The organism is Peribacillus sp. FSL K6-5616 (assembly GCF_038008245.1).
Classification (GTDB): domain Bacteria; phylum Bacillota; class Bacilli; order Bacillales; family DSM-1321; genus Peribacillus; species Peribacillus frigoritolerans.
The window spans coordinates 1,821,587-1,838,898 of sequence record NZ_JBBOYT010000001.1; the positions used below are offsets into that span (position 1 = coordinate 1,821,587).

Annotated in this window: 17 protein-coding genes; all 17 read left to right on the forward strand. The window is 40.9% G+C overall.

Annotated features, from left to right (window positions below):
• The first annotated feature begins 37 nt into the window (after positions 1 to 37).
• Positions 38 to 1,189, forward strand: a complete 1,152-nt coding sequence (locus tag MHB45_RS08710) for an acyl-CoA dehydrogenase family protein (protein ID WP_340907670.1) — start codon at positions 38 to 40, stop codon at positions 1,187 to 1,189.
• A 26-nt stretch (positions 1,190 to 1,215) separates the two neighbouring features.
• On the forward strand, positions 1,216 to 2,391 hold the full coding sequence (locus tag MHB45_RS08715) for an acyl-CoA dehydrogenase family protein (RefSeq protein WP_053534833.1): 1,176 nt from the start codon (positions 1,216 to 1,218) through the stop codon (positions 2,389 to 2,391).
• A 20-nt stretch (positions 2,392 to 2,411) separates the two neighbouring features.
• On the forward strand, positions 2,412 to 3,176 hold the full coding sequence (locus MHB45_RS08720) for an SDR family oxidoreductase (RefSeq protein WP_048678590.1): 765 nt from the start codon (positions 2,412 to 2,414) through the stop codon (positions 3,174 to 3,176).
• Between the two features lie 18 nt (positions 3,177 to 3,194).
• Positions 3,195 to 3,647 carry a MaoC family dehydratase N-terminal domain-containing protein gene (locus MHB45_RS08725; RefSeq protein ID WP_048678588.1) on the forward strand — a complete coding sequence of 151 codons (453 nt, stop codon included), beginning with the start codon at positions 3,195 to 3,197 and terminating at the stop codon, positions 3,645 to 3,647.
• The gene (locus tag MHB45_RS08730; RefSeq protein WP_048678585.1) at positions 3,644 to 4,045 is read left to right on the forward strand and encodes a MaoC/PaaZ C-terminal domain-containing protein; all 402 of its coding nucleotides are present in this window, start codon (positions 3,644 to 3,646) and stop codon (positions 4,043 to 4,045) included. Before MHB45_RS08725 ends, MHB45_RS08730 begins: the two co-directional genes overlap by 4 nt.
• A 129-nt stretch (positions 4,046 to 4,174) precedes the next feature.
• Positions 4,175 to 5,872 carry a sigma-54 interaction domain-containing protein gene (locus tag MHB45_RS08735; RefSeq protein WP_081088591.1) on the forward strand — a complete coding sequence of 566 codons (1,698 nt, stop codon included), beginning with the start codon at positions 4,175 to 4,177 and terminating at the stop codon, positions 5,870 to 5,872.
• Between the two features lie 633 nt (positions 5,873 to 6,505).
• Entirely contained in the window at positions 6,506 to 6,931 is a 426-nt protein-coding gene (locus MHB45_RS08740; RefSeq protein WP_048678582.1) for a MarR family winged helix-turn-helix transcriptional regulator, read from the forward strand.
• A 310-nt stretch (positions 6,932 to 7,241) separates the two neighbouring features.
• Positions 7,242 to 8,882: an MFS transporter gene (locus tag MHB45_RS08745; RefSeq protein WP_048678581.1), complete on the forward strand. Its 1,641-nt coding sequence runs from the start codon at positions 7,242 to 7,244 to the stop codon at positions 8,880 to 8,882.
• Positions 8,879 to 9,511: an efflux RND transporter periplasmic adaptor subunit gene (locus MHB45_RS08750; RefSeq protein ID WP_048678579.1), complete on the forward strand. Its 633-nt coding sequence runs from the start codon at positions 8,879 to 8,881 to the stop codon at positions 9,509 to 9,511. Before MHB45_RS08745 ends, MHB45_RS08750 begins: the two co-directional genes overlap by 4 nt.
• 43 nt (positions 9,512 to 9,554) lie before the next feature.
• A complete protein-coding gene (locus MHB45_RS08755; protein WP_072272909.1) occupies positions 9,555 to 10,085 on the forward strand; it encodes an NAD(P)H-dependent oxidoreductase in 531 nt (176 codons plus the stop codon).
• Positions 10,086 to 10,097: 12 nt separating this feature from the next.
• A complete protein-coding gene (locus tag MHB45_RS08760; RefSeq protein WP_048678575.1) occupies positions 10,098 to 10,451 on the forward strand; it encodes a hypothetical protein in 354 nt (117 codons plus the stop codon).
• 1,059 nt (positions 10,452 to 11,510) lie between these two features.
• Complete coding sequence (locus tag MHB45_RS08765; RefSeq protein WP_063593359.1) at positions 11,511 to 12,374, forward strand: branched-chain amino acid ABC transporter permease; 864 nt, start codon at positions 11,511 to 11,513, stop codon at positions 12,372 to 12,374.
• Between the two features lies 1 nt (position 12,375).
• Positions 12,376 to 13,371, forward strand: a complete 996-nt coding sequence (locus tag MHB45_RS08770) for a branched-chain amino acid ABC transporter permease (protein WP_048678571.1) — start codon at positions 12,376 to 12,378, stop codon at positions 13,369 to 13,371.
• Positions 13,368 to 14,138 (forward strand): ABC transporter ATP-binding protein, encoded by a 771-nt coding sequence (locus tag MHB45_RS08775; protein WP_375564063.1) that lies wholly within the window; start codon positions 13,368 to 13,370, stop codon positions 14,136 to 14,138. The genes MHB45_RS08770 and MHB45_RS08775 overlap by 4 nt, the downstream gene beginning before the upstream one ends.
• Positions 14,092 to 14,838 carry an ABC transporter ATP-binding protein gene (locus tag MHB45_RS08780; protein WP_207118035.1) on the forward strand — a complete coding sequence of 249 codons (747 nt, stop codon included), beginning with the start codon at positions 14,092 to 14,094 and terminating at the stop codon, positions 14,836 to 14,838. The genes MHB45_RS08775 and MHB45_RS08780 overlap by 47 nt, the downstream gene beginning before the upstream one ends.
• A gap of 22 nt (positions 14,839 to 14,860) precedes the next feature.
• Positions 14,861 to 16,042, forward strand: a complete 1,182-nt coding sequence (locus MHB45_RS08785) for an ABC transporter substrate-binding protein (protein WP_048678565.1) — start codon at positions 14,861 to 14,863, stop codon at positions 16,040 to 16,042.
• Positions 16,043 to 16,403: 361 nt separating this feature from the next.
• Positions 16,404 to 17,312: an N-acetylmuramic acid 6-phosphate etherase gene (gene murQ, locus MHB45_RS08790; RefSeq protein WP_048678563.1), complete on the forward strand. Its 909-nt coding sequence runs from the start codon at positions 16,404 to 16,406 to the stop codon at positions 17,310 to 17,312.

Here is a 17,312-nt window from a genome sequence, read left to right on the forward strand (position 1 = left end):
GCGTTAATAACCAATTCGCAGATAAAGGGGAATGCAAATGGACTTTCGCTTAGATGAAGACATCCTGCTACTTAAAGAAAATATACGCCAGTTTATCGAAGAACAAATCGATCCATTCTCCATGCAGATAGAGGATGAAGATCATATCCCGGAATCCATCATAAATTTATCGAAGGAAATCGGGCTATTCGGACTTAGTATCCCGGAAAGGTATGGCGGACTCGGAATCGGGATGGTGGGAAAATGTGCTTTATATGAGGAAATCGGCAAAACACATAATGGATATACCACTCTGATTGGGGCCCACACCGGTATAGGGACGGTAGGGATAGTTGAAATGGGCAATGAAATGCAAAAGGAAAAATATCTACCAGATATGGCAAGCGGTAATAGAATTGGCGCTTTTGCTTTAACTGAGCCTGCAGCGGGGTCCCATGCTACGAATCTCAAAATGACGGCGGTCAAAAATGGCGATAAATATATTTTAAATGGTACTAAGCATTATATAACGAATGCAGATGTAGCAGATATTTTTACAGTTATGGCCGTTACAGACAAAGATAAAGGGGCGAAAGGGATCACCTCATTTATAGTAGAAAAGGATTTTCCGGGTTTTAGAGTTGGTAGCCTGGAAAGGAAGATGGGTCTTCGAGGCTCACATTCGGCCGAATTATTTTTTGAAGATTGCGAGGTTCCTGCTGAAAATGTACTGGGGGACGTCGGCCAAGGGTATGTAAATGCCTTGAAAATCCTTGCAAATGGTCGGGCAGGCCTTGCTGCCCGTAATTTAGGGTCCTGTCAATACCTGCTCGATCTTTCTACCAAATATGCCACAGAACGTGAACAATTCAATGTCCCGATCATTGATCATCAAGCCGTATCCCATATGATTGCAGAGATGGCAATGGAAATAGAAGCACTTCGCTCATTCACATACAGGGTCGCATGGATGGTCGATCAGAAAGAAAAAGTCATTAAAGAAGCGGCCATGCTCAAGTTGTTTGGTTCGGAAGTATATAATCGTATCGCTGATAAGGCCGTTCAGATTCATGGCGGGATGGGATATATGAAGGATTATCCAGTTGAACGTTTCTATCGGGATGCCCGAATCACCAGAATATATGAAGGTACGTCCGAAATCCAAAAGAATATCATTACCGGGCAATTAAAGAGAAAATATCAAAACTAGTCTAATTGGAAAGCGGAGGGGTTAAAATGGATTTACGACTATCAGATGAACAAAAAATGGTGCAAAAAACAATTCGCAAGTTCGTGGAAAATGAATTGATTCCATTGGAAAATGAAGTACTTCGCAATGAAATGGCAGGAAAACCTAGTTTACCAGAGGGGACTTTGAAAGATTTACAGGAAAAAGCAAAAAAAGCCGGGTTTTGGGGCATTAATACTCCGGAGGAATTTGGCGGGGCAGACCTAGGTCAGCTCATGATGGCAATTGTCTTGATGGAAGTATCAAAAACGTTTGTACCATTCAGTTTTGGAGGTTCGGCTGATAACATCCTTTATTATGCAAATGAAGAACAGAAACAGAAATATCTGATCCCTACGATTAATGGTGAGAAAAAGTCCTGTTTTGCCATGACGGAACCGGGAGCTGGGTCCGATACGAGAAATATTAAAATGACGGCAGTAAAAGAAGGGAACGAATGGGTGCTGAACGGTGAAAAAACGTTCATTACCGGAGGAAATGATGCCGATTTCGTCATGGTCATTGCCGTAACAGACAAAGAACGTCATCAAGCGACCGGAACGGAAGGGGTAACCTGTTTCATTGTAGACCGTGATATGGGCTGGAGATCAGAGTATATCAATACGATGGGAGAATGGGGACCGGCCGGTTTAGTTTTTGATAATGTCAGGGTACCCGAAGAAAACATCTTAGGGGAAGTGCATGGCGGTTATAAACTAGGCTTGGAATGGATAGGGTTTGCAAGATGGATCGTAGGCGCACGCGCTGTCGGTTCTGCAGAAAGATTGCTGCAAATGGCAATAGAATACGCTAAAGAACGAGTCACATTCGGTAAACCGATCGCTGAGCGCCAGGCCATTCAATGGCAGATAGCTGATTCGGCTGTAGAGATTGAAGCGGCAAGATGGCTTGTATTGAATGCGGCTTTTACACTTGATAATGGAGAAGACAACCGCCATTTAGCTTCAATGGCTAAACTTTATGGAGCCAATATGGGGAATCGTGTCGTGGATCGAGTATTGCAGATACATGGTGGCATGGGCTATACAAAGGAGCTTCCCATCGAACGTTGGTACCGCGAGGCAAGGCTTTGGAGGATTTATGATGGTACGGATGAAATACAGCGTATGATCATTTCCCGAAATTTGATTAAGGGTCATGTTAAATTAGGACAATTCTTATAATAGATTAGGAGGAAACGATTATGTCAGGGAGATTTTCAGGGAAAACAGCTTTAGTTACAGGTGGAAGCAGGGGGATTGGCCGGGCGATCGTCGAACTGTTTGCCAGTGAAGGCGCAAACGTGGCGATTATCGATATCAACGAAGAGGTTTTGACAGCAACAGGAAATGAATTAAGGGACAAGGGTTATACCATTTTTACCAAAGTGACCAACGTGGTCAATCCAGAAGAGGTGGAAGCATCGATAAAAGAAATAGCCGACACATTCGGATCGCTTGATATTCTCGTGAATAATGCTGGGGTCATCCGGGATAATTTACTTTTTAAAATGACCGATTCAGATTGGCAGACGGTAATGGATGTGCATTTAAAAGGTACTTTTAATGCAGTACGTGCCGCCCAGAAGCATATGGTTGCAAATAAGTACGGAAGAATCATCAATATATCATCCACTTCGGCCCTTGGGAACCGCGGGCAGGCTAATTATTCAGCCGCAAAAGCTGGGCTTCAGGGGTTAACAAAAACACTGGCGATTGAACTTGGCAAATATGGGATAACGGCTAATTCGGTCGCACCAGGCTTTATAGAAACCGAAATGACGAAAGAAACAGCTAGGCGGGTGGGAGTGAGTTTTGAACAATTCATCCAGGATAGGGCAAATAGTATTCCGGTTGCCAGAAGCGGTTTGCCAAGTGATATTGCTCATGCTGTTGCATTTTTTGCCGATGAGGCATCCTCATTCATTAGCGGGCAGGTTTTATATGTTGCGGGCGGTCCAAAAAATTAAGGGGAAAGGCGGGATGTTATGTTCAACGATAGTATTGGAAAACGATCCAAACCCGTTAAAAATATAGTTGAACGGGGAGCAGTTAAAAAATTCGCATTATCGATTGGTGATCCCCACCCGATTTTCATTGATGAAGAAACAGGCAGGCAATCAAGGTACGGTACGAATATCGCTCCACCAACTTTCCCAAGGGTCTTTGATTTTGGGACGATTGAAAGCTTAAATCTCCCGAATAAAGGCTTGATTCACGGTGAGCAGGTATATCGCTATAACAGGCCGCTGAAGGTAGGGGAAGAAATCACCTGTTATACGGAAGTGAAAGACTATTATGAGAAAAAAGGGAAACAAGGGGAAATGGGATTTCTAGCCTTTAAAAATTATGGGACGGATCTAAATGGGGAAATTGTCTTCACTGCTGAACAGCTTGTCATTTTAAATGAAACGATCAGAAGGATGGTGATGAGTAAGTGACGACATTAACCGAAATTCATATTGGTGACTCGTTACATTCTATCGAGCTTGCACCTGTAACGCGACTGGACCTCATTAAATATGCCGGCGCATCAGGTGATTTCAATCCTATTCATACCATTGATGAGGAAGCAAAAAATGCTGGTCTTCCAGGTATCATCGCACATGGGATGTGGACGATGGGAAATCTCGCAAAGCTATTCAGTAATCTTTATGAAATTGGATTTATCGAAGAATACAAGATTCGTTTCAAAGGCATGGTTTTCCTGAATGATGTCATAACTCTTCAAGCGGATCTAAAAGAAAAAAATGGGAATAGATATTTTTTCAACGTGGCGGCCACTAACCAGTCAGGTAAGGAAGCGATCAGTGGAGAGGTTATTTTTAAGACTTACTGAGGTAAAGTAGTGATGAAAATTATTTCATCACTACTTTTTTTAGGAGCGAAATTCGACAATTTTAAAGGAGTTTCGAAAATTATCCAGAATTGTACTTAAAAAGAATTCTTTTTGCGGCGGTGAATAGTAATGAATCAAGTGAAACAGGATTCTCAGCTTAATTTGCTCAAAGAGTGGACCTTTCCTGCACTAGTCGTGGATTCTGCAGATCGGATTAAGGATTGGGGAAACTATTTTAATCAATTGTTAAGCCAGGATGGTAATCATACATTAACCGAACAATTCGATGAGTGGCAATTTCTCGATAATAAAAGGCTTGCAGCTGCAAGGCTGCATGATAAACGGTATTTATTTTTATTAATGAAACAAATGGATGCTGACAATATTCTTTATATAGGCAGGGAAACAGAATTTTTGGACGATTTACTGATTGATGCTCATGAAACGGATAAATTGAATCGCGCACTGGATGCAATAATCGAAAATTCCTATGATGGAATATACATCACCGATCAAGATGGAATCACACTTTATACCAATTCGGCAATTGAACGGATCACAGGCATACCAAAAGAGTATTATATCGGCAAATCTGTGGACCAATTGATTAAACGAGGCATACTGAATGCGTCGGTGACTCATAAGGTAGTGAAGCTGAGACGAACGGTATCAGTCGTACAGGATAATTTTGCGGGAAAGGAAACATTGATAACAGGGAGTCCCGTTTTTAATGCAGAAGGGGAAATAGAGCAAGTCGTTACGAATATAAGGGATTTATCTGATTTAAATGAACTGATGCATGAGTTGACGAAAGCTAATGAACTGAATAATCAATATAAGCAGGAAATTGAGAAACTGCGGAAGATAACGAGCAAAGATGGAGTCGTATTCGTCAGTGATAAAATGAAAATGATTTATGAGATAGCAGAAAGAATATCGGATATTGATGCGACAGTACTCATACTGGGGGAAACGGGTGTTGGAAAGGATGTCCTTGCCCGAAATATCTATAATCGGAGCATCCGATCTAAAAAAGGAGACTTCATCAAAATAAATTGCGGGGCAATTCCCGCTGATTTATTGGAATCCGAGCTCTTTGGATATGAAGGAGGGGCATTTACCGGAGCCAATCAAAAAGGAAAACCAGGGATGTTTGAACTGGCAGAGAGTGGTATCCTATTCCTGGATGAAGTCGGTGAGCTTCCCCTGCAACTTCAGGTGAAGCTGCTCCGGGCCCTTCAGGAAAGGGAGATTCAAAGAATCGGAGGTACAAAACCAAAGAAAATCGATGTTCGCATAATAGCAGCCACGAACCGAAATCTTTCGGAAATGGTCAAATCGGGTGATTTTCGAGAAGACCTCTTTTATAGGTTGAATGTCATTCCGATCACGATCCCTCCTCTAAGGGAAAGAAGAGAGGATATCTTGGCATTGACTGACTTGTTTTTAACAAAAGCAAACGAACAATATAAATTCTCAAAAGAAATAGATTCGCGGTTGAAGGAATATTTTTATCAACATGATTGGCCGGGAAATGTCCGTGAATTGATTAATATAGTGGAAAGGCTCGTCGTGCTGACGGATAATCGAATATTATCGATTAACGACCTTCCGGAAGAATATCAGCCGGAAAATCGGAATCAACCGAACCTCAATGCTACCTTAACTTTAAAAGAAGCGGTGGAAAGAGCCGAAAAGGAAATTTTGACGAAAGCGGCTCAAACTTACCAAACTACATATGAAATAGCAGAAGCCCTGGAATCCAGTCAGGCAACAATCGTAAGGAAACTTAAAAAATATCGATTAAAGGTCAGTGGAAAAGAATAGATGAGTTTGAACTGTACCTCCCATTGTTAGAAAAATGGGAGGTACAGTTTTTTGACTGATTATACGATAGTCGAAAATTCAATAAAAATATATAGATTGAATGTAAACCAAAGACGAAAAAATAGAATGGAGCAGCAGTGTCCAACCTAGATTCACCAGCTGTAAACATCTTTGGCTAGAGGACGATCTTACTGAGGAAACCAGTCTGCACCCACAACCACGATTATTGGAAGGAATAGCAGGAGAGGGTATGATACAGCGTGGTAGAATAAAACTATATTTATTTACAGTTCCGATAAATAAGAGGAAAAGCCGATTTATACAGGAGAGGAAGAATATGTAGGATTACAGAATTAATTTATCAACACAGATTTTAGCTCAAAGCTTCAGAATGTCAGAGACAAACAGGGGAAATTATCCATAAGATATCTGATTAAATCCTATTCAATATATTGATTTAAACGGGTTTATTAAAGCTTTAAAGCTTGGTAAGCCATTGAAAATCATGTATATTGTTTTTATACACATACAAGGGTAGTGGATCATTTTAATTGGAAAATATATATAAAGAACCAGCTACACTAGTTCAGCCTAATTATTTTCAAATAAATCACTAGAAGGGAGATATAGAATTTGGACTCACTCCAGTTAATTGAATATGACATAGCCCTGCTTGTACGTCTAACAACATCCCCCAGTAGACAAATAGGCAACCTAGATCGATCCGAGTTTTTATTGCTAAGTGAATTGGATAAGCATGGGCCCCTAGGCATTAATGAATTATCAGACCAATTGAGACTGAACGTGTCTACCGCAAGTCGCCAGGTTGCCGCGATGGAGTCAAAGAAATTCATTCGCCGCTATCCAGATCCGAAAAACGGAAGGATCAGCTTAATTGTCATGACGAAAGAAGGGCAAGAAATATTACATAATGCTCAGAAGTCTCGTCAAGAAAGATTATCCGATATTCTTAAAGACTGGTCAGAGGAAGATTTAAACGTTCTTCAGAGGAATTTAACACGTTTGAATCAGGATATTAAGAACTGGAAACAAAGATAATCCGAATTTTGATAAGCAGAAACAGTATTGTTTATTACATATTTTAATGAACCTTTTCATGAAAAAGCCTAATTCAAATGTTCTTTTGAATTAGGCTTTTTCATTTTTCCGTGTTATAGGTTTGTTTGGGTAATATTTTTATTGCTATATTTTTTATATATTGTATAATACAAATTGCAAATAGCAAGTTTGGGTAAGTTGTATGTTTAACTGCTCAATATGAATGGATGGTGAAGACTTTTTTCTTTTAAAAATATTAATGAATGGAATTTGACATTCAAAATTAGCTTAGAAAGAAAGGGGGAATTATATGAATTCACAAAATCATGTTTTGAGTGGCGAGATAAAGAAACCCCTCTTGCCTGAATATGTGCTCATGTCTATATTAACGTTATTTTCATTTGGGCCTCAATACTTTACAAGTCTTTCCTATATCTTGAATCAAATGGTTATTCAAAATGGACTTAACTTAAGTACACACGTTATGTTACTTCCATCCATTTGCTCAAATTTGGCTTTTTCGCTAGGTCTCCCATTTGGACGTATCCTTCCCATGAAATATGGAACAAGAAAAATTTATCTTACTTTCATTTTCATATTCCTTGGTGGAACGATCATCAATATTCTATGCTGGGGGATCATTCCGCTCACCATTGGCAGATCACTCCAAGGTTTAGGGGCAGGTGTATTGTTTCTGACAATCCTACCGCTTAGTTTAAGGTCTTACCCAAACAAGGTGCGGAATCTGTTTATATTGTTTGCGATAGGTGGTTTATTTGGTTGCAGCGCGGTAGGTGCATTTGTTGGATCCTTATCTTTAAGTGTTTCTGAGTGGCGATGGATATTCTTGTTAAATATTCTCTCATCCCTCATTTGCCTTATAATCGGGTTCAGAATCTTACCCAAAACGAAGCCAGAGTTAAATTCAGGAACGATGAAACATAACATGAAAGGAATTTTCTTATTCACCTTATTAATATTGGACTTGATTTTCCCGCTGTATAACTTACAAGAACACGGATTTACATCAAATCAGGTTTGGCCATTTTTTGTGATTGCTCTTCTATTGGCGTTATTGTTCATAGCGGTTGATTTTAATGCTGTTGATCCCTTTATTCCAATCCGATCATTGTGGTCAGCAAAAACAGTTTCAGGAACAATTATGGCTTTAACTGCACATATTGCTCTTATCGTTGCGATTGCAGGAGCTAATGGGTTTTTGCGTAACATTCTTGATCCTCCATTCATATACCTTACTTATTTTTATTTGTGGTTTTTTGTTGGATTCTTGGCGTCTGGTATCGTATGTACTCTGCTGTATGACAAATGGGGTGCAGGCAGGCTGGGAATGGTAGGTTCCATCATCATAATAATGATCAGTATTCAATGGAGATCAATGGGAACCGAGGTTTCTTTAACGGCAATAAATGTTCAAATGGCTTGTATTGGCGTAGGCGTAAGCATGGTGCTTTTATCAGGGGCATTGGGAACAGCACTATCAGGTGACATTCACAAGGCAGTACTACGGTCGTCATCCCTGCATTCTATGAGAAATTTATTTGGTTCAATTGCTGGACCAGTAATAGGATGGTTTGCTTATCGAATGCATGCGATTCACTATGAAGATGTTCGAGGGGAAATATCACTATTGAACCCCGAAACTAACTCAGAGATGGCCGGATTGGTCCGCAATTATATCAATAATGGACATACACTGACAGAGGCAAAAAGCATGGCCTATTATTCAATGGTTGTGAATAGTCAAAAAGGTGCGCTTCTAGGAGCTTACCATGATTTATTTACCATTCTCCTGGTATTAGGCATAATCATGTTGTTAGCTTCCATCGGAAAGGCTGTAACGGGCAAAGGAAGGTCGCTAGTGCAGAAAGAGCAGCACATTTTACTTCCAGCACCATTGGAAAAAACGAATAAAAAGGGGAAATACGTATGAGTAAAGGTCGTTTAATAATAGCCAATATTTTGGGTGTTCTTGTTGTAATTGCTTTTCTAGCAGGCGGTGCATACTTTTATTATCAAAATGAGAACTTTGTTAAAACTGATGATGCGAAAGTATCTGCAGACATGGTTCAAATTGTAGCACCAGCTTCTGGTATGCTCAAAGATTGGGATATTAAAGAAGGTAAAGAAGTTACAAAAGGAAAGGCAATAGGAACAATTGAGGAAGAAGGTCAAGCCGTTTCCATAAAGTCTACCATGGAGGGAACGATTATTAAAAATGGAGCCGGAAATGACCAGTTAGTACAAGGTGGCCAAGTGCTAGCCCAAGCTGCAGACCTCAAGCATTTATACATTACAGCTAACATCAAGGAAACAGATTTAAAGGATATTGAAAAAGGCGATTCAGTGGATATAAACGTAGATGGCGATACTGATGTAACTTTCGAAGGAAAAGTAGAAGAAATCGGCTATGCTACTAAATCTGTATTTTCGACTTTACCAGAATCGAATACGGGCAATTTCACAAAGGTCACTCAAAAAGTTTCTGTTAAAATCTCAATTATGAATCCATCTGCCAAAGTACTTCCTGGTATGAATGCTAAAATCAAAATCTCGTTGTAGATGTAAATTCGCATCAATGCATCCAAGAGGAGTGGGGAATTTTATGAAAATCCATGTAGTCTATGATAGTGAAGGTGAACATACAAAGGCACTGGCATATTCAATAGTGGAAGGGGCTCAAGAAGTGTATGGTGCAGAAGTTAATATAGATCATGTGGATCAGGCAGATGTATATAAGCTATCAGAAATGGATGCGATTGTATGGGGATGTCCTGGACATATCGGTACGATTAGCTCTGGATTGAAAGCTTGGATTGATAAATTAGGGTTCTTATGGGCAGAAGGTAAGCTGATAAACAAAATTGGTGCTGTATTTTGTACGACTGCTACCGTCCATGGAGGATTAGAAGCAACGATGCTTAACCTCATTACTCCCATGCTTCACCAAGGGATGATTATCGTGGGTTTACCTGGTAATATTCCGGAAAATGCTTTATATGGATCTTATTATGGGGTAGGGGTGTCCTGTCCTGTTGATAGTACAGATTTGCTTCCTGAGCAAGCCCAAGAGTTAGGAAGAGCTTTAGGAAAACGTGTAGCCGAAGTCACACAAACTCTAGCACATGTACAGTAAGGAGTTGGGCAGATGGTGACCATTATTGCTTGTATAGGATTGGCTATGGCTGTTATCGCGGGATTGTTCAAGATAAATTTTTGGTCATCCTCAAAAGAAGAAGAGGTACATGAAACGGTTATAAACGAAATTGGTAAGGAAGCTTTCCATTCACCTGACAAATCTGAATTGGTTCCAGAGGAGACTCTAACCGGTTCCGCTGGGAAGGTTAAGCACATGAACGATCAGGCCTACCGCCAAGCCCTTCAATGTTTCCAGGATACGACGCAGGAAGATTTAAACCTCAAGCGATTGGCTATGAAGGATGAAGAATATAGAAAAGCTTTAAAAACCATGAATCGTAAGCGTGAGAATGAAAAAAACTGAGAAGTGTAGAAAAATTCCTAAGGATGAACTAACTCTAAAAAGTGAGGTAACATTAAATCGTGAGTTAAGTACACCAGCAAGGTAACGGTTCTTAGACATTATGAATGCGTGACCCATTCGATCGGTAAGAGATTAGAGGAATAACAATAATTTAATAGGTGATCTCTGTGGTAAAAGCTGATAAGGAAATCTTGACGAAAGCGGCTTAAACCTAGCAAATTACCATGAAATCGGAGAAGCGCTTGATTCCAGTCAGGCAACAATTGTGAGGAAACTTATAAAATATCGATTAAAGGTCAGTGGAAAAAGAATAGGAAAGTATGAACAGCACCTGCAATTTTGGATATTATCCAAATTGGAGGTGCTGTCTTTTTGAACTGAATTCCTAATATATTTACGCTTTTTTGGGGGATGAGGGCTTTATTACCTTAGAAAAATTATTGGTTCTTATACCTGCTAATGTATGAATGATGGAAGTTATAAACGGGATTTTTTGGTTCCTTTTTATTTTAATTTTTTTATTGATTCAGAAATGATTTTTTCAGTCAATAGTGAATGAAGGACATCCCGTATGGAACCGATACTTTTGAGGTTTTACAATTCAATTATGAATTCACAGACTGGTTAATAGCCTTAGTGAAGGTAATTTAATGTTTGGCACGGCACTTGCATTTAATAACAGGAAATTAATCTACGGAATGATCCTCCCATGGAAGGTACGAGGTGAAAGGGGTGAAAGAAACAGACGGCTACCATGGAAAAACCGTCATTAAACAGAAAATGGAATCATTGGCTTTCCCTAATTACAGCTTGTCTGCACAATCGTTACGTCTGAAAAAAATGAAAGCGCTAACAACGAATCAGGAGATTATTCCGCAACACCTAAGCTATTTCTATAGGCGGAGAATAAAGGGAATTAAAGCTTATTGGCCCTTCCCGAGATGTTGATGCTATGGGAGAGTAAGTGAAAGTGTTTCGTCGCAGTTTCAAATATGGACAGGATGTGAGCCAGGGAATGAACAGCAAAGTGAAATTCATTAATTTTCAAGGAGGAAGTAAATGGAAATTTTGATCCAGCAGCTTTTTAATGGTTTGACGATTGGCAGCGTATATAGTCTTGTTGCACTGGGATTGACGCTAGTATATGGGATTTTGCATATTCCGAATTTTGCACACGGTGCCCTATATATGTTGGGAGGATATATCACGTTGTCAATGATGACATTATATGGGGTCAATTACTGGATTGCCATGTTCGTATCCATTATCGTTGTTGGTTTGTTGGGAGTCCTTTTGGAACGTTTCGTGTTCCGCCTGTTAAGGGAGGCACCTCCGTTGCACGATAAGATTGCAGCAATCGGCATTCTCCTTTTTCTTGAAGCTTTTGCCCAATTTGTCTGGGGTGCCGACTTCCATACTATGACTTCTCCATATGGTCAAGTCGTCAATATCCTGGGACTGACGTTCACACTTCAGCGATTATTGATCATCGTGTCAGCTATCGCAGTAATGGTTTTACTTTACCTTTTCCTAAAAAAAACTTATACCGGTTCGACGATAATTGCAATGTCCCAAAGCCGTGAAGGGGCATCATTAGTAGGGATCAACATTAATAAAGTCGCGATGCTTACCTTCATGATATCGGGGGGATTAGCAGCCATCGCTTCATCCCTTGCATCACCGATTAATCTTGTTTTTCCCGGCATGGGGCATTTAGTCATCCTAAAAGCCTTCGTCATTATCATATTGGGTGGGATGGGCAGCATCCCGGGGGCGATCGTAGGTGGATATATCCTAGGTTTCAGTGAGAGCCTGGGTGCAACTTATATTTCAAATGATTATAAAGACATCATTGCATTCATACTTCTAGTCATCATATTAACGGTGAAACCAACAGGTCTTTTTGCAAAGGGGGAGAGGTAGTGTGAAGATATTAACGAAAAGAAATGGGATTATCGCTCTTATCGTCTTTGCTTTTTCATTCCCCTATATCGCGCAAAACGATTATTATCTCCATATGCTGACACTTTCGTTCATCTGGGCGATAGCTGTTTATGGAATCAATTTATTATCAGGCTATACTGGATATCTCTCGCTTGCACATGCTGGATTTTTTGCGATTGGAGCATATTCTCTTGGCCTGCTCACAGTAAAAGCGGGAATGAACTTTTGGCTGGCACTAATATGTGCATGTTTAATCACATGTGCCATTGGGTTTTTAATCGGTTTGATTGCGCTGAGGACAAAGGAACACTTTTTCGCGATTTATACCCTATGTGTGGGTTACATCATATATCTTGTGATCGATAAATGGGAGGGACTTACAGAGGGGGTTAGGGGATTGATCGGGATCCCTGCTCCTGGGAATATAGGGCCGGTCACATTCGATACTGCAGCATCCCAATATTATCTCGTTCTCATTTTCCTGCTTGCAGTGATTTTAATCGTGTATCGAATTATTCGCTCGTTGACCGGCAGAACGTATATAGCCATCAGGAACAGCGAGGACCTTGCACAAACGATTGGTATATCCACAATGAAGAATAAGTTAACCGCATTTGTCCTATCCACATTCTTCGCAGGTTTGGCAGGTGCCTTGTATGCTTCATTCATTCGTTTCATTGGACCTGATATCGGGTCAACTGCCATCATGTTCGATCTATTGATGTATTTATTGGTTGGTGGAATCGGGACACTTTCAGGTCCATTGGTAGGAACATTATTATTAGTAATCCTGTCGCAGAATCTGCAATTCCTTCAAGAATATCGAATGCTGATATTCGGACCATTACTTACGGTGATCATTATCTTTTATCCGCGCGGAATAGCAGGGGCCTTCTTTGATTGGCAAAGAAAGCGAAAAGATAATGCGCTGTCCGGGGTTAGGGGCGAATTGCACATAAAAGCTGAGGAGGGATGAATTTGCTAATCGAAACTAAGAATTTGACAAAGCGTTTCGGAGGATTGGCGGCCGTCAATAATGTGGATTTTTCAATTGAAAAAGGTAGAATCAATGCAATAATCGGGCCAAATGGTGCAGGGAAATCCACTTTTTTTAACTTGATCAGTGGCTTTCATCGACCAACTTCCGGGACGGTTCTTTTTAAAGGGATTGATATCACCAAACTTCCTGCCAATGAAATAGCGGGGCTCGGAATTTCAAGAACCTTTCAAACGACAAGCCTTTTCGATCAATCGACCGTGTTGGATAATGTCATTGTCGGTCATAGACTGCGAACAAAATCCAATTTGGTGGATGCCATTCTAAGAACAAAACGTTTAAAACGGGAGGAAGCGGCTTGCAGGGATAAGGCTATGGAGGTGCTTGATATTGTCGGATTAACGGAATCGGCTGACAGAATGGTCTCGAGCATCTCGCAGGAGGAAAAGAAACGGACAGCCATTGCCCTAGCCCTAGCGACAGAACCGGAAATCATCTTTCTTGATGAACCTGCTGCGGGAATCAACCCGGATGAAACGGAAGGTTTGACAGAACTGATTAAAAAATTGAATCGATCGGGACTGACCGTTTGTTTAATCGAGCACAAAATGCATATGATCATGAACTTGGCAGACCACATCATGGTCCTTAATTACGGAGAAAAAATTGCCGAGGGCACACCCAAGGAAATCCGCGGAAATGAAGCGGTCATTAAAGCCTATTTGGGAGGGAGTGCCAGTGCTTAAGTTAACAGATGTCGCCGTGAATTATGGAAGTTTCACTGCGATAAACCATGTGAATATCGAAGTTGCCGAGGGAGAGATCGTTGTTTTGCTAGGAGCTAATGGGGCAGGAAAAAGCACGACTTTTCGTTCCATAAGCGGAATCAGTAAGCTTTCCAAGGGGGAAATCCATTTTCAAGGCATGCCGATAGGGGGCCGTGCCCCGGATAGGAATGTCCGGGAGGGGATCGTTCAGTGTGCCGAAGGACGTAAACTGTTTCCACAGATGACCGTTCAGGAAAATCTGCGGATGGGTGCCTATGTGCATCGAAAGAAAAAAGCGGAGATCAAGGATTCCTTGGAATACGTTTATCACTTATTCCCGATTTTAAAAGAAAAGCATCATGATGAAGCGGGAAGCCTGAGCGGCGGCCAACAGCAAATGCTAGCAATTGGAAGGGCTTTGATGTCGAAACCGAAATTGTTGATGCTTGATGAGCCTTCGGTGGGACTCGCTCCACTCATTGTCGAACAAATGTTTCAAGTCATTGAAGAAATAAACCGCGAAGGAATCACAATCCTGCTTGCTGAACAAAACGCGAATGCTGCCCTAAGCATTGCAGATAAAGGATATGTTTTTGAAAATGGGGAAATTGTCGTTCAAGGGACAGCAAGTGAGTTATTAGCCAATGATGAAGTAAGGAAAGCGTATATTGGGGCCTGAATAAATTGAATGGGGGATTTTTATGAAAAAACTGAAAGTACTATTTGTCTTTCTCCTGCTAACCATCACTGTTTTGACCGGGTGCAATAAAGGGGATAGCCCTGTGTCTAGCAGTGGCAGTAAAGGAAAAAATGACAATGTCGTAAACATCGGTTTTAGCGGTCCTTTAAGCGGGGCAGCAGCGTTATATGGGAAACGGACATTGAATGGTGTCGAAATGGCCGTCAATGAAATTAATGATGCTGGTGGTTTTGAAGTAGATGGTAAGAAATACACGTTGAACTTAGTATCGTTGGACGATAAATACTTACCTAATGAAACCGGGTCGAATGCTAAACGTTTAATTCAGGAATATGATACGCCGATCATTTTCACGCCTCACAGCGGAGGCGTGCTGGCACTTCAGGTTTTTAATGAACAAGAGGAATTCATCATTGGTGCATATACGAGTGAACCGGCAGTGACCGAGAGCGGAAATTCATTAACTGTTCGAATTCCACCGAATTACGAGGGGTATATCGAGCCTTTTACAACATATGCGATGGAAAACTTCGGCAAGAAAATTGCCGCTTTGCCAACATCTTCGCAATACGGTAAAGACTGGACGGAAGCCGTGCTCCCACATTGGGAAAAGCAAGGCGGAAAAGTCGTTTATAATTCTTCGATTGATTTCGCCAAAGAAACCGATTTCTTTACGATTGTCACAAATGCCTTGAAAAAAGATCCTGATGTGCTATTCATCGGTGGAGCTTCGGAACCTACGGCAAAAGTGGCGAAGCAAGCTCGGGAGCTAGGATTTAAAGGCGGTTTCATTATCATGGATCAAGCAAAGCTGGATCAAATGAAGCCTATTGCAGGTTCATATGAAACATTGGAAGGCTCGATTGGCGTTCTGCCATTGATGGACTCAGATGAAGAAGCAGTGCCTGCATTCGTCGAGAAATATCAAAAGAATTATAAGGAAGATCCAAGCTCCGAAGTAGGATTGAATTATATCGCCATGTATGCGTTTGTGGAAGCCATGAAATCTGCAGGCAGCGTTGATGATGCCAAGGCCATCCGTAAACATATGCAAGACGGACTTTCAAATATAGGGCCAGATCAAAAAATATACGATATTCCCTCGATTGATGAAAATGGAGGATTTGCATCAACTATTGTCGTCGGTGCAGTAGAAAACGGGAAAGTGGTCCCTATCCGTTAACTGGGTAAAGGAGTGCAGGTGTACCGGGTCTGGCGTAGTATACTAGTTTAGCATTTTGCAAAATTGCGTGTATCGTTCCTAATAAGGTGACGGTACACGTTTTTTTTGTTGAAAAAATCCACACTAAAAATAGTAGGCTCCTTTGGGTAAATTAAGCCACTCTGAAAGGGATAGATGAAAGTCCGCCAGCATCGGGGTTTTGATGAACGGAGATTGCCGGTTAACAAATTTTACAAAAATATCTTGTCTCTCAGTAATGAAAACGCTATCATTGAATATAATATGAAATATAATTTCATTATTTTATATTAAAAAATGAAATTATATTTAAGTGATTGTTTATAGGAGGATTCAATTGTCTATGGAAGAACATTTGCGTTCATTAACGACTGAATTACGGAACGAAAAGACGATGAATATCGACAGTGTTAATACAATGGACATCATTTCTGCAATCAATAAAGAAGATTTTAAAGTGGCAGCAGCAGTTCAGGAGGTATTGCCAGAGATTGAAAAGGCAGTTGAATGGGCTTGCGAGTCGTTAAAAAAAGGAGGGAGACTCATATACATCGGAGCAGGAACGAGCGGAAGGCTCGGAGTGCTGGATGCCGTGGAATGTCCGCCGACTTTCAGCACTCCGCCTGATAGGGTGCTGGGAATAATCGCAGGAGGGGAAAAGGCATTTGTTCGGGCTGTTGAAGGTGCAGAGGATAAAGAAGAGTTTGGGGAAAATGACCTGATTGACGTGGCGCTTACAGCAAATGATACGGTTATTGGCATTGCGGCAAGCGGGCGCACTCCTTATGTGAAAGGCGCTTTACGTTATGCAAGAAAGGTCGGGGCTAAAGCGGTCGCTTTATCATGCAATAATAACGCGAGCATCACGAACGAAGCTGATATAGGGATTGAAGTGGTGGTCGGGCCGGAAGTGTTAACAGGATCCACGAGAATGAAAGCGGCAACCGCACATAAAATGGTACTCAATATGATTTCAACGGCAACCATGATCCGATTGGGCAAAGTCTATGAAAATCTGATGGTCGATGTAAATGTCAGTAATCAAAAACTGAAGGACCGTGCAGTAAACATCATAGAAACAGTAACGAATGCTGACTATGATCAAGCTTTGAATACGCTTGAAAAGGCAAATAATCAAGTTAAGCCAGCGATTGTCATGATAAAAACGGCAACAGATTATGAAAAAGCAATGGAGTTACTGGAAAAAGCGGATGGAGATGTCAGAAAAGCCATCTCGATCTATGAAGATTAG